This is a genomic window from Kutzneria sp. CA-103260 (assembly GCF_018263855.1).
GTDB lineage: Bacteria > Actinomycetota > Actinomycetes > Mycobacteriales > Pseudonocardiaceae > Kutzneria.
Genome location: NZ_CP073318.1, coordinates 671,688 through 684,866, shown reverse-complemented (window position 1 = coordinate 684,866; position 13,179 = coordinate 671,688). Strand labels below are relative to the sequence as shown.

The window sequence follows — 13,179 nt, the reverse complement described above, 5'->3', positions numbered from 1 at the left end:
GCGGAGTCGACCCGGCCTGTTCGGACGTAGCCTGGACGTTTCCAGGCGAAGGCATGTGATGCCCGATGACAAGGCGTACGGGTCAGAACCTGCTGGGACCGTTGCGGCATGTCACGACCTTCTACCGCGGTCCGGCGACGCCCGGTCCGGCCGCCGGCCACATCGAGCTCGGCTTCCACGGGCCGTGGCTGGGCGAGCTGGCCGGCGAGCTACGCGATGCCCAGAGGCTGGACGCGGTGCTGCCCAAGGTCCTCGACGGCGCGTTGACGCTGATGGGGGCCGAGGCCGGCAACATCCAGCTGCTGGACCGCGACGACGACTCGCTGGTGCTGGTCACCGAGTTCGGCTTCGGCGCCGAGTTCCTGGACCACTTCGCGGTCGTCCGCGGCCCGGGTTCGGTGTGCGGGCGGGCGGCGGCGCGGGGCGAGCAGGTGGTCGTCGAGGACGTCCGGCAGGATCCGGCGTCCTTGCCGCACCGGGGTGTGTTCCACGCCGCCGGCGTCCGCGCGGTCCAGTCCACGCCGTTGCTCGACCGGCGCGGCCGGATGATCGGCATGGTCTCGACCCACCGGCCCGAGCCGGGCCGCCCGGCCGAGCTGGACCTGGGCAGCATGCGGCTCTACAGCCAGCTCGCCGGCGAGGTCGTCGCCCGCCATCTGGCCGGGATGTCCCCCGACGTCCAGCGCGCGACCGGCTGACCTGTGGTGCTGCCCGGACCGCGCGTTCGGTGTGTCTGTGAACGGGACTCGCCGGGGTGGCTAGGGTGTCCGGCGTGACGAGCATGTCCCGGTGGTCGGACGAGAACGGTGGGCTGGACTTCGGGTTGCTGGCGCTGCGGCTGATGCTGGCGGCGGCGATGGGGGCGCACGGGCTGATGCAGGTGTTCGGCCTGTTCGGCGGCCCGGGCATGGCGAAGTTCGGCACGCTGCTGCAGGGGTACGGGTTCAGCCGCAACATCGAGTTCCTGACCTGGCTGACCGGGATCACCGAGGTGGCCGGGTCGGTGCTGATGGTGCTGGGCCTGTTCACGCCGCTGGCCGCGGCCGGCCTGCTGGGGGTGGGCATCAGCGCGGTGAAGGCGAAGTGGACCGGTGGGTTCAGTTCGGGCGAGGGCTACGAGCTGGAGCTGGTCCTGGCGGTGATGGCCTTCGCGCTGCTGCTGACCGGCCCGGGCTGGTACGCGCTGGACCGGCACACGGCCTGGCGGCGCAAGCCCCTGGGTTTCGCGGTCGGTGGCCTGGTGCTGGCGGCCGGCGGGGCGGCGGCGGTGGGCTCCCTGTTCTGATCCGGCCAGAATGGGCCCCATGGATGATCAGCTGGTGAAGCTGGCCGAGGCCCACGGGGTGGCCACCTGGTACGAGGGCAGCGAGCGCCGCCGGATCGAGGTGGACGCCGACGTCGTGGTGGAGGTGCTGGCCAAGCTCGGCGTGGACGCGAGCGGGCCGGACGCCATCAGCGAGGCGTTGGCCCAGGTCACGGCGGACGACCTGCCCCCGACCATCGTGCTGCGCGAGGGTGAGACCCGGCGGCTCCCGGCCCCCGCCAACGCTGGGAAGGGGGCTGTGGTGCGGACCGAGGCCGGCGACACCGTCGAGATCGGCGACCGCATCCCCGGCGATCTCCCCCTCGGCTGGCACACGCTGACCAGTGGAAACCGTGAGATCACGCTGGTGATCGCGCCGAAGAGCCTGCCCGAGCCGCCCCGGACCTGGGGCTGGATGCTCCAGCTGTACGCGATGCACGCCAAGGGCTCGTGGGGCGTTGGCGACCTCCGGGACCTCGGCGACTTCGTCACCTGGTCGAGGGAGAACGGCGCCGGCGTGGTGCTGCTGAACCCGATGCACGCGGTGGCCCCGGTGCACCCGATTCAGCCCTCCCCCTACTCCCCCTCCAGCCGCCGGCACACCAACCCGATCTATCTCCGCGTCACCGACACGACCGAGTACCAGCAGGCCGACGACGCCACCAAGGCGGCCGTGGACGCGCTCAGGCCGGATCGCGAGCCGGAGCTGATCGACTACGACCAGGTCTGGGACGCCAAGATCAAGGCCCTGGAACTGCTGAAGCCGGCCCAGACCGGCGTGGGCGACGACTTCGCGGTCTACTGCGCCCTGGCCGAGGTGCACGGCGCGGACTACCGGGAATGGCCCGAGGAGCTGCGGCATCCGGACAGCCCGGCGGTCCAGGCCCAGGCCGACCCGGAGCGCGTCGGTTTCCACGCCTGGCTCCAGGAACTGTGCGACCAGCAGTTGGAGACGGCCCGCCAGGCGGCGGAAGGCATGGCGATCGGCATCGTGCACGACCTGCCGGTGGGCGTGGACCCGGGCGGCGCGGACGCCTGGGCGCTGCAGGACGTGCTCGCCACCGGCGTGACGGTCGGCGCCCCGCCGGACGCGTTCAACCAGCAGGGCCAGAACTGGTCGCTGCCGCCCTGGCACCCCCGCAAGCTGGCCGAGGCCGGCTACCAGCCGTACCGGGACCTGCTCCGGGCGGTGTTCCGGCACTCGCAGGGCCTGCGCATCGACCACATCGCCGGCCTGTGGCGGCTGTGGTGGATCCCCGGCGGCGACGCCCGCCGCGGCACGTACGTCCGCTACGACGCCGACGCGATGACCGGCATCCTGGCCCTGGAGGCCCACCGCGCCGGCGCGGCGGTGATCGGCGAGGACCTGGGCACGGTCGAGCCGGTCGTCACGGAAACCTTGCACGCCAACAACATGCTGTCCTCGGCTGTGCTGTGGTTCGAGCGGGACGAGGACGGGAACCTGCTGCCACAGCAGGACTGGCCGCAGGAGGCGACGGCCAGCATCAGCACCCACGACCTGCCGACGGCGGCCGGCTTCCTGCGCAGCGAGCACGTCCGGGTCCGGGCCGAGCTGGGGGTGCTCGCCGGCGACGTGGACGCCGAATACGCCGGCGCCGCCCGGGAACGCCGGGAGCTGCTGGGGGTTCTCGGCCTGGACGAGAGCGCCGCCGAGGAGGACGTGATCGTCGCGATGCACGCCCTGCTGGCCGCCACCCCGTGCCGCCTGGTGCTGGCCTCCCCGTACGACGTGATCGGCGAGACCCGCCAGCCCAACCTGCCCGGCACCATCAACGAGTACCCGAACTGGCGCATCCCGTTCCCGGTCGACCTGGCGGCGTTCATGGCCGACCCGCGAGTGTCACGCGCCGTGAGCACCATGCGTGATCGGTGACGGCACATCTGCCCGAAGATCCCCCGAAGATCCCTGGGCTCATTGCCTCCAGCAGGGCGGGCTTCCTACCATGCGGAGATAACGCAATGTGAACAACGGTGAAACGCCCCGCCGAGACGAGAGGGGCAGCCATGTCCGGTGCCCGACGTGCAACGACGCACCGTCCGTCCCTGCACTGGTTCCTGACCGAGCCGGTCAGAGGCGCGATGACCTTCGGCGCGCTGCCGTTCGCGGCGCCGCTGCTGTCCCGCGCACCCAGGGGCGATGGCCACGGCGTGTTGCTGTTACCCGGCCTGCTGGCCGACGACATGAGCAACGAGGCGTTGCGCTGGTACCTCTCCCGTCTCGGCTACACGACGCGGGGCTGGGGCCTCGGCCGCAACATCGGGCCGACCGACGCGGTGCTGGACGGCCTGCCGGTGCTGCTGCGGGACCTGGCCGCCGCGACTGGCGGCCCGGTCTCGCTCATCGGCTGGAGCCTCGGCGGCATCTACGCCCGTGAGCTGGCCCGCGACCACCCGGACCTGGTCCGCCAGGTGATCACCATGGGCAGTCCGTTCGCGCTGGTCGACCCCAGGCAGAGCCGGGCCGAGTACGCCTTCCGGCGCGGGGCCCGGCGGCACGCGCACGCCGACCGGGTGCCCAAGCGCGACCAGCTCGGGCGGCCGATCCCGGTGCCGTCCACGGCGCTGTACTCCCGTTCCGACGGCATCGTCGACTGGCGGGCCTGTGTGCAGGAGCCGGCGGCGGACCGGGAGAACGTCGAGGTCACCTGCGGTCACCTGGGCTTCGGCGTGGATCCGGCCACGCTGTGGGTCATCGCCGACCGCCTCGCCCAACCGGCCGGCAGCTGGCGGCCGTTCCGCGCGACCGGCTGGTCCCGGGCCTTCTACCCGGCGGCGGCGGCGTGAGCGCGGCCGAACCGGCCCCGTGGAACTTCGCCGAACCGTGGGGCGCGCGCGGCTGGATCACCGACCTCGACGGCCCGGTGCACTGGATCGACTTCGGCGGTGCAGGCGACGGCCCACCGATCGTCTTCGTGCACGGGCTCGGCGGCTCGCACCTGAACTGGTCGCTGATCGGCAGGGCGCTGGCCCAGGGCCGCCGCGCGGTCGCCCTCGACCTGCGAGGCTTCGGACTCACCCCCGGCGCACCGCGCAGCACGTCGATCCGGGCCAACGTGCGCCTGGTCAACAACTTCGTCAACGAGGTCGTCGGCTCGCCGGCCGTGCTGGTCGGCAATTCGATGGGCGGCGTGATCTCCGTGCTGCAAACGCACAACAACCCGGAGACCGTCGCCGGCCTGGTGCTGCTCGACCCGGCGCTGCCGCCGACCAATGTCCGCCCGGACCTGCGGGTCGCGGCGATGTTCTCCACGTATCTGATGCCCGGTCTCGGCGAGCTGTCCATGCGCCTGATGCAGTCGCGGCTGTCGTCACGACAACTGGTGCACCGCATGCACAATCTGGTGCTCGCCGACCCACGCCGGGCCGATCCGCAGCTGACCGAGGCGTCGGTGGCGATGGCCGACCAGCGCCGCGAGATTCCGCGCAAGGAGGAGTCGTTCCTCGGCGCGACCCGTTCGCTGCTGCGGTTCCTGGCCCGGGCGGACCGCTACCGGCAGATCATGGCCGGTATCGCCGCGCCGGTGCTGCTGATCAGCGGCACCGAGGACCGGCTGGTGCCGATCGCCGCCGCCCGCCGGGTCGCGGCCGCCAATCCGAAGTGGGACTCGCTGTTCCTGCCCGGCGTCGGCCACACGCCCCAGCTGGAGACCCCCGCGGTAGTGATCGACGCCGTGTCGAACTGGCTCGCACGCACCACCACCACTGCCGGAAAGTGAAGGGCGCCATGCAGCAACTCACCGGACTGGACGCCGCGTTCCTCGCCCTGGAGACCACCAATTCCACCGGCCACGTCGGCGGGGTCTGCCTGCTCGACCCGAGCGACGCACCCCGACCGCTGGATTTGGCGCTGCTCACCGAGGTGCTGGGCCAACGGCTGCCGCTGGTGCCGGTGATGCGGCGCAAGCTGCTGGAGGTGCCGCTGGGGCTGGACCAGCCGTACTGGGTGGACGATCCCGAGTTCGACATCGAGTACCACATCCGCGAGGTGGCACTGCCCAGCCCGGGATCGCAGGCCCAGCTCACCGAGCAGCTGGCCCGCCTGCACGCCCGGCCGCTGGACCGCCGCCGGCCGCTGTGGGAGACCTACCTGATCACCGGCCTGGCCGACGGGCTGGTCGCGGTCTACACCAAGGTGCACCACGCGGCGATCGACGGCGTGTCCGGCGCCGAACTGCTGACCGTGCTGCTGGACCTGAAGCCGGAGGGCCGGAAACTGCCGCCGGCCAAGGAGTTCGTGCCGGCCAAGCCGCCCAACCCGCTGGCCCTGGTGGCCCGGGCGGCGGCCCGGCTGGCGTGGCGGCCGGTGCAGACCGTGCAGTTGGCCGGCGAGTTCGTGCGCAAGGTGCCGACGCTGGCCCCGCTGGTCAGCCCGCTGGTCGGCGAGATGCTGGGCCTCAACCGCGGCGACGGCAGCGTCATCCCGACGACGCTGGGCATCGCGCCGAGCACGCCGTTCAACAAGAAGATCACCCCGCACCGCCGGGTGGCGTTCCGCAGCGTGAGCCTGGCGGACGTGAAGACGGTGAAGAACGCCTTCGGCACGTCGGTCAACGACGTGGTGATGGGGATGTGCGCGGGGGCGCTGCGGCACTGGCTGTCCGACCACGACGCGTTGCCGGCCAGCCCGCTGAACGCGATGATCCCGGTGTCGGTGCGCGACCAGGCGGCCAAGGGCGCGATGGGCAACCGGGTGTCGGCGATGCTGGCCGCGCTGCCCACCCACCTGGACGACCCTGAGCAGCGGCTGGCCGTGGTGCACGAGGCGACCAAGATCGCCAAGGCCCAGCAGGCGACCATCCCGCAGGGCCTGGTCGACGACATCTCCGACTTCGCGCCGCCGGCGCTGACCGCCCGCGTGGCCCGGGTCGCCTTCGCCACCGGCATGATGCACCGCCTGCCGCCGTTCAACATTTGCATCTCCAACGTGCCCGGGCCGAATGTGCCGGTGTACCTGGCCGGGGCGCGAATGCTGGCCCAGTACCCGATGTCGGTGATCCTGGACGGGCAGGGCCTGAACATCACTTTGGTCGGCTACCTCGGCGAGCTGCACTTCGGGCTGGTGGCCTGCCGGGAGCTGGTGCCGGACATCGACACCCTCGCGACGTATTTGGTGGACGAGTTGAATCTGTTGCTCAAGGCGGCCGCGGCCCGGTAGGGGTTGGGACTGGGTTGGGCGGGCGGCTGGGTTTGGTTGTTCGGCGCGGGTTGGGCGGGGGTTGGGTTTAAAGCGGGCTTTGGACGGACGGAGGGACTGGGGAACGTCAATACCTGAGCTGGCTCATTTAGTGCGCGCGGCGATCCGGCGGCGCGCTACTACGGTGACCCTGCGCGCCACATCGCGAGTTAAATGTGTAGCTGATCCCGACTTGCACCAGCTAGTCTCACGGCGCTGACTATCGAGAACACACCCGAGCTGGGATTCGCAGCTCCCGACCCAGTACGCGATCAAGTAGTGGGCGATCCTGGCCAGCACCAGGGCGGAGGAGGCGCTTAATGAGTGAAGCGTTCTACTCGCACGCGAGGCTGTACGACCTGATGTTCCCGGGCGGCGAGCCCGCAGTCGACTTCTACCGGACCGGCGCCGATCGGCAGGGCGGGCGCGTACTAGAACTCGGGTGCGGCACCGGGCACAAGCTGATCCCCATCGCGTCCGACGGGCATCCGTGCGTCGGCCTGGACTTCTCGTCAGACATGCTGGCCGCGGCTCAGCGTAAGGCGAACGAGCGCGCTGTAGCGGTGGAATGGATGCAGGGCGACATGCGGGCCTTCGACCTGGGCCGCACATTCGACTTCGTGTTCATCGCAGCCAATTCCCTCCTGCATCTGCATGAGGCCGAGGACCTGGTGAGCTGCTTCCGGTCGGTTCGAAGGCACCTGGCACCTGGAGCACGGTTCGTCTTCGATGTGTTCAACCCGAGCGTGCGCCTGCTTGCCGAAGCCGATGGCATGCGGCGCACCCGGGAATCGTTGGCGTTCATGGATCCTGACCGTGGCGACGTCAGCGTCGATGTCGCTGAGATCTACGATGCGTCCGCGCAGGTCACACGCGGGACGTGGCACCTCTCGACCAACTCCGAGCCCGACTTCGTCGTCGCACCGCTCGAAATCAGGAGCATCTTCCCGCAGGAGCTGCCGCTGCTCGTCTCGCTCGGCGGCCTTCGGCTCGTCGAGCGCTTCGGCGACTGGTCCGGTCGACCATTTGCCGGGGACGCGCCGCTTCAACTCTGTATCTGCGAGTCCGCGTGATTGACCTGAGTTGCCTCAGGTTGGTGCGCACCTGCGCGGTGGATGCGGTCGAGTGCTTGGCGGAGGTCGTCGGGGAGGGGTCGGCAGCGGTGATGGTGTGGGTGGTGGGGTTGCAGCGGAGCCCTTCGCTGTGGAGTTGTCAAAGAACCGGCGGTCAGTATTGGTGGGGCGTGGTGGTGTAGTGGCGGCCTTGTGGGGTGACCCAGTGGAGGGTGCCGTCGGGGTCGAGAGTCACTGAGTGGTTGGCGTGCTTCTGATGGTGGTGCCAGGTGCAGTAGCCCTTGAGTCGGGTGGCCGAGGTTTCGCCTTTGGGCCAGGGGATGGTGTGGTCGAGTTCCTGGATGGGGCTGGCGCAGCCGGGGGCGGAGCAGACGCCGCCGGCGTTGAGTTCGGCGAACTCCTTGATTTTGGCGGTGGGGCGGTAGAGCTCTCGGCTGAGTTCTGAGGCCCGGTGGTATTCGTCGAGCAGAAGGCCGCGCCAGGGGCCGTGCATGGCGAGTTCACGGGCGGAGTCGGCGGCGATGGGTCCGTAGCCATCCAGGAGAGCGGGCTCCTCGGTGAGTCCCATCAGGGTCTCCATGGAGATGGTGACGTGGACCTTGACCTTGCGGTCGATGCCGTAGCCGAGGAAGCGGTCGAGGAAGGCGTCGGCTCGTTTCTGGTCGGTGGTGCGGTCGTCTTTGACCAGGGCCCGGGCGTCCTGGGTGAGAACGTCGTAGGCCTCGCGGGCGTCGAGAGCGTTCAGGGTGATCCGCAGCTGCGCCATGCCATCCGGCAACGGCACGAACACCACTCGACGATCTTCGCGGGCCTTCTGGCGGCGCTGGTCATAGCCGAGAGGGTCGGCCTCAGCGACGGCCTTGGTGGCCCGGCGGGCCAGCTGGGTCCGGGTCAGTCCAGGTGCGACATCCGCCATCGCCTGATCCACCCGGGCGACCAGTTCGGGGTTGGTCAGATGGATCACCCGGTCGTCGATCGTCTTGAGCCGGCGAGCGTCGATCTCCCCGCGCCGCAGCAGCTCCGCACACAGCGGCAGGCGGCCCAGGACATCGCTGTACTCCTTCAGACGGACAACGGATTGCTCCGGCTCATGAACCGCCATGGCGATCTCAGTCGTGTCCTCGATCTCGTGAACAAGATTGAGCTCCACATAATGAAGAGCCGCCATCACCTTACGAGTCACAACAAGCAGGGTAAGCCTCTCCTCATCGGAGAGACTGGAGACATCAACACCCAGAACCAGATCAACCACAGCCCCCGAAGGGTCCATGGACTCCAACTCTCGGACGATTTCCTCCACACCTCCAGAATACGCCCCTCAAAGATCAAACTCGAATCACCAACGGGTGAATCCCCGCTTCACCCACAATCGCAAGCCGCAACACCAAACGCAACAACAACCAACCCTAACCCCGGAGGGCGGATTTTGCGTGGAGGGGGGCGATGGCATAAGCTCGTCCGCGATTCGAGGCAGGCACAGCCTGCCCTCGTTTTGCCTCGAATGCCATCGCCCAGAGGCTCCACGCAAAATCCACCCGGAGCCAACCCAGCGATCCACCCCAAGACCCACCAGCAATGCCCCATCGACAACCCCAAGAAGCCCTCCACCCCCACGTTGCGTAGGCCACTTCGCAGGTGCTTGACGGACCACGCACCCCGTGCTCTACTGGAGTCACACCAGAGCGAGGGAGGTCGGAGATGCCGGATCAGCACAGCGAAGCGCTTTCCGACCTCGGCAAGTACATCCGGGCGCAGCGCGAGGTGGCTCGTCTCTCGCTGCGTCACCTCGCCCGGGTGACCAACGTGTCCGACTCGTACCTGAGCCAGGTCGAGCGGGGCCTGTACCGCCCGTCAGCCGAGGTGCTCAAGTCGATCGCCGCAGGCCTGGGCATCTCCGCGGACGACCTGTTCCGCCGGCTCGGCTGGCTCGACCAGGACGGCGACGAGACCCCCACCGAGACCAGCGTGCTGGCGGCCATCGCCGCCGACGATCGGCTGAGCCCGGCCCAGAAGTCCGCGCTCGCCCAGACCTACAAGGCGATGGTCGGCGACAGCTGACCCGTCTTTCGCCCGCACCACCCGACATGGCCCCGCCATGCCCTCATCACGTCACACAATTCTGAGGAGAAGACTGCCATGACCACGTACAGCGAGATGACCCAGCAGTTCGGCGACCAGTACGTCGCCGCCGTCAAGAGGACCGGCGACGCGGTCGCCGACGGCGTCACCCGCCTGACCTCGCTCGTCGACCCGAGCAAGGTGCCCTTCGTCGACGACATCGCCAAGACCGTCACCGCGTTCGGCGCCGCCCTGCCGCAGCCGGCCGAGATCGTCGAGGCCAACTTCGCCCTGGCCGAGCGGGTCCTGGTGGCCCAGCGCGACTTCACCGCCCGCCTGCTGGGCAAGGCCGAGGAGAAGACCGAGGAGAAGGTCGCCGGCTGACACCCGAGCGACGACGCCGCAAGGCCACCCCTCCGCCGACGCCGCGGAGACCACCACCAGCCGGTTCCGCATGCGGGTGGTCCTTGTTGACACCCCCGCACCCACCTCCTAATCTCGCCGATAGAAAGGCTTTTCTATCCGGCTCTCGGAGGTGTCGCAGTGGCGCGAAGGACCGTCGGCCTGGCCATGAACGGCGTGACCGGGCGGATGGGCTACAACCAGCACCTGCTCCGGTCCGTGCTGGCCATCCGCGAACAGGGCGGCCTGGCCGTCGCCGACGGCACCGTGATCTGGCCGGAGCCGGTGCTGATCGGCCGCAACGAGGACCGGATCCGGGCCATCGCCGAGCGCCACGGCATCGAGCGCTGGACCACGGACGTGGCCAAGGCCCTGGCCGAGCCGGACGTGGAGATCTACTTCGACGCCCAGGTGACCTCGGCCCGCCGCGAGGGTGTGCTGGCGGCCATCGACGCCGGCAAGCACGTCTACTGCGAGAAGCCGACCGCCGAATCCCTCGACGACGCGCTGGAACTGGCCCGGGTGGCCGCCGAGCGGGGCGTGAAGACTGGTGTGGTGCAGGACAAGCTGTTCCTGCCCGGCCTGCGCAAGCTGAAGCGGCTGGTGGACGGCGGCTTCTTCGGCCGGATCCTGTCGGTGCGCGGCGAGTTCGGCTACTGGGTGTTCGAGGGCGACTGGCAGCCGGCCCAGCGCCCGTCCTGGAACTACCGGGCCGAGCAGGGCGGCGGCATCGTGCTCGACATGTTCTGCCACTGGCAGTACGTGTTACGCGAGACCTTCGGCCCGGTCCGCAGCGTGCAAGCGCTTACCACGACCCACATCCCGCAGCGGTTCGACGAGCGGGGCAACGCCTACGAGGCCACCGCCGACGACGCAGCCTACGGGATTTTCGAGCTGGACAACGGAATCGTGGCCCAGATCAACTCTTCCTGGGCCACCCGGGTGAACCGCGATGAGCTGGTCGAGTTCCATGTGGACGGAACCGAGGGCAGCGCGGTCGCCGGCCTGCGGCACTGCCGCGTGCAGCACCGTTCCGCCACCCCGAAGGCGGTGTGGAACCCCGACCTGCCGTCCCCGGTGGACTTTCGCGCGCAGTGGCAGGAAGTGCCGGACAACACCGAGTTCGACAACGGCTTCAAGGAGCAGTGGGAGCTGTTCCTGCGGCACGTGGTGCTGGATGAGCCGTGGCACTGGGACCTGCTGGCCGGCGCGCGGGGCGTGCAGCTGGCCGAGCTGGGCCTGCGGTCCGCGGCCGAGGGCCGTCGGATCGAGATCCCGGAGCTGACGCTGTGATGTCCCGGACGATCTTCGCCGCCGCCCACGTCGTCGCCGACGCGGACGACGCCAGCAAGCTGGACTGGGACGCCACGCTGGCCTTCCGCCGCCACCTGTGGCAGCAGGGTCTGGGTGTGGCCGAGGCGATGGACACCGCGCAGCGCGGCATGGGCCTGGACTGGCCGATCGCGGCCGAGCTGATCCGTCGCAGCGCCGCCGACGCGCAGGCCGACGGCGGCCTGATCGCCTGCGGCGCCGGCACCGACCAGCTGACCGTGCCGCCGACCGGTCTGGACGAGGTGATCGCCGCCTACACCGAGCAGCTGTCGGTGGTGGAAGGTGTTGGCGCGCAACCGATCCTGATGGCCAGCCGGCAGCTGGCGGCCATCGCCCGGGACGCCGACGACTACCACGAGGTGTACGGCTGGCTGCTGGGCCAGCTGTCGGGCAAGGCGATCCTGCACTGGCTGGGCCCGATGTTCGACCCGGCGCTGGCCGGCTACTGGGGCAGCGAGGACCTGGACGCGGCCACCGAGACGTTCCTGTCGGTGATCGAGGCCAACGCCGACCACGTGGACGGCGTGAAGATCTCGCTGCTCGACGCCGACCGGGAGATCGCGCTGCGCCGCCGGCTGCCCGAGGGCGTGCGCTGCTACACCGGCGACGACTTCAACTACCCGCGGCTGATCGCCGGCGACGAGCACGGCCACAGCGACGCCCTGCTGGGCGTCTTCGACCCGCTCGCGACCGTGGCCGGCCGGGCTATGTCCTTTTTGGACGCCGGGGACACCGAGGGTTTCCTGGCTGAGCTGGAGCCGACGGTTCCCTTGGCCCGGCACGTGTTCGAGGCGCCGACCCGGTTCTACAAGACGGGCGTGGTGTTCCTGGCCTGGCTGGCCGGCTACCAGGACCACTTCACCATGCTCGGCGGGCTGGAGACCGCGCGGTCCCACGAACATCTGCTGCGCTGTCATGAGCTGGCGGCCGAGCTGGACCTGTTCGCCGATCCGGAGCTGGCCGCGAAGCGGGCGGCGCTGCTGTGAACGATCTCCAGCGGCTGAGCATCAACGGCGAGACGATCAAGCAGTGGTCGGTCGAGGAACTGGTCGCCGGCTGCGTCGATCTCGGTGTGCCGGGGGTGGCGCTGTGGCGTGCACCCGTTGCCGAGTACGGACTTGAGCGCACGGCCCGGCTGGTCCGCGACGCCGGGCTCAAGGTGACGAGCCTGTGCCGGGGCGGCTTCTACACCGTGGCCGAGCCGTCGGAACGGGCCAAGGCCCTCGACGACAACCGGCGGGCCGTCGACGAGGCAGCTGAACTGAACTGTCCAGTACTGGTCCTCGTCTCCGGCGGCCTGCGCGCCCACGACCGGGACCTCGTCGGCGCCCGGCAGCGGGTCGCCGACGCGCTGGCGGTGCTCGCGCCGTATGCCGGCGACCGAGGCGTCACGCTGGCGATCGAGCCGCTGCACCCGATGTTCTGCTCGGACCGCTGCGTGGTGTCGACCCTGGGCCAGGCCATCGACCTGGCGCTGCCGTTCCCGGCCGAGCAGGTGGGCGTGGTCGTGGACACCTACCACTCGTGGTGGGATCCCGAACTGGACGCACAGGTGCGGCGGGCCGGTGCGACCGGCCGGCTGGCCCTGTTCCAGGTGGCCGACTGGATCACCCCGCTGCCCGAGGGCGTGCTGCTGGGCCGGGGCCAGCTCGGCGACGGGCACGTGCCGCTGCGGGAGATCCGCGAGCTGGTCGACGCCACCGGGCACGACGGCCCGGTCGAGGTGGAGATCTTCAATCCCGGGCTGTGGGCGCGCGACGGGGCCGAGGTGCTGGCCGAGGTCGTGCAACGCTACCGTGATCACCTGCTCTGACAGG

At 69.9% G+C, this 13,179-nt stretch carries 13 protein-coding genes; 12 read left to right on the top strand and 1 reads right to left on the bottom strand.

Translation table 11 applies throughout. From position 1 onward, the window contains the following. Positions 1–65: 65 nt before the first annotated feature. The 7 genes from JJ691_RS02925 (at position 66) to JJ691_RS02895 (ending at position 7,570) form a co-directional block, all read left to right on the top strand. Positions 66–698, top strand: a complete 633-nt coding sequence (locus tag JJ691_RS02925) for a GAF domain-containing protein (protein WP_211767251.1) — start codon at positions 66–68, stop codon at positions 696–698. Between the two features lie 83 nt (positions 699–781). Further along, a complete protein-coding gene (locus JJ691_RS02920) occupies positions 782–1,285 on the top strand; it encodes a DoxX family protein (RefSeq protein ID WP_249228181.1) in 504 nt (167 codons plus the stop codon). A 19-nt stretch (positions 1,286–1,304) separates the two neighbouring features. Beyond that, positions 1,305–3,197, top strand: coding sequence for a 4-alpha-glucanotransferase (locus tag JJ691_RS02915; RefSeq protein ID WP_211767250.1), 1,893 nt, complete (start codon positions 1,305–1,307; stop codon positions 3,195–3,197). Positions 3,198–3,328: 131 nt separating this feature from the next. Beyond that, positions 3,329–4,108, top strand: coding sequence for an esterase/lipase family protein (locus JJ691_RS02910; RefSeq protein WP_211767249.1), 780 nt, complete (start codon positions 3,329–3,331; stop codon positions 4,106–4,108). Beyond that, the gene (locus JJ691_RS02905) at positions 4,105–5,040 is read left to right on the top strand and encodes an alpha/beta fold hydrolase (protein WP_211767248.1); all 936 of its coding nucleotides are present in this window, start codon (positions 4,105–4,107) and stop codon (positions 5,038–5,040) included. The genes JJ691_RS02910 and JJ691_RS02905 overlap by 4 nt, the downstream gene beginning before the upstream one ends. A gap of 8 nt (positions 5,041–5,048) precedes the next feature. After that, positions 5,049–6,479, top strand: coding sequence for a WS/DGAT/MGAT family O-acyltransferase (locus tag JJ691_RS02900; RefSeq protein WP_211767247.1), 1,431 nt, complete (start codon positions 5,049–5,051; stop codon positions 6,477–6,479). A gap of 338 nt (positions 6,480–6,817) precedes the next feature. Then, positions 6,818–7,570: a class I SAM-dependent methyltransferase gene (locus JJ691_RS02895; RefSeq protein WP_211767246.1), complete on the top strand. Its 753-nt coding sequence runs from the start codon at positions 6,818–6,820 to the stop codon at positions 7,568–7,570. A gap of 154 nt (positions 7,571–7,724) precedes the next feature. Here JJ691_RS02895 and JJ691_RS02890 read toward each other — a convergent pair whose 3' ends face one another. Continuing rightward, positions 7,725–8,870 carry a DUF222 domain-containing protein gene (locus JJ691_RS02890; RefSeq protein WP_211767245.1) on the bottom strand — a complete coding sequence of 382 codons (1,146 nt, stop codon included), beginning with the start codon at positions 8,868–8,870 and terminating at the stop codon, positions 7,725–7,727. Positions 8,871–9,268: 398 nt separating this feature from the next. Here JJ691_RS02890 and JJ691_RS02885 point away from each other — a divergent pair, with 398 nt between their 5' ends. The 5 genes from JJ691_RS02885 (at position 9,269) to JJ691_RS02865 (ending at position 13,175) form a co-directional block, all read left to right on the top strand. Next, positions 9,269–9,628 carry a helix-turn-helix domain-containing protein gene (locus JJ691_RS02885; protein ID WP_211767244.1) on the top strand — a complete coding sequence of 120 codons (360 nt, stop codon included), beginning with the start codon at positions 9,269–9,271 and terminating at the stop codon, positions 9,626–9,628. Positions 9,629–9,706: 78 nt separating this feature from the next. Next, entirely contained in the window at positions 9,707–10,012 is a 306-nt protein-coding gene (locus tag JJ691_RS02880) for a hypothetical protein (protein ID WP_211767243.1), read from the top strand. A gap of 159 nt (positions 10,013–10,171) precedes the next feature. Continuing rightward, positions 10,172–11,323 (top strand): Gfo/Idh/MocA family protein, encoded by a 1,152-nt coding sequence (locus tag JJ691_RS02875; RefSeq protein WP_211767242.1) that lies wholly within the window; start codon positions 10,172–10,174, stop codon positions 11,321–11,323. Further along, positions 11,323–12,348, top strand: coding sequence for a dihydrodipicolinate synthase family protein (locus tag JJ691_RS02870; protein ID WP_211767241.1), 1,026 nt, complete (start codon positions 11,323–11,325; stop codon positions 12,346–12,348). The genes JJ691_RS02875 and JJ691_RS02870 overlap by 1 nt, the downstream gene beginning before the upstream one ends. Continuing rightward, on the top strand, positions 12,345–13,175 hold the full coding sequence (locus tag JJ691_RS02865; protein WP_211767240.1) for a sugar phosphate isomerase/epimerase family protein: 831 nt from the start codon (positions 12,345–12,347) through the stop codon (positions 13,173–13,175). The genes JJ691_RS02870 and JJ691_RS02865 overlap by 4 nt, the downstream gene beginning before the upstream one ends. The last annotated feature ends 4 nt before the right edge of the window (positions 13,176–13,179 follow it).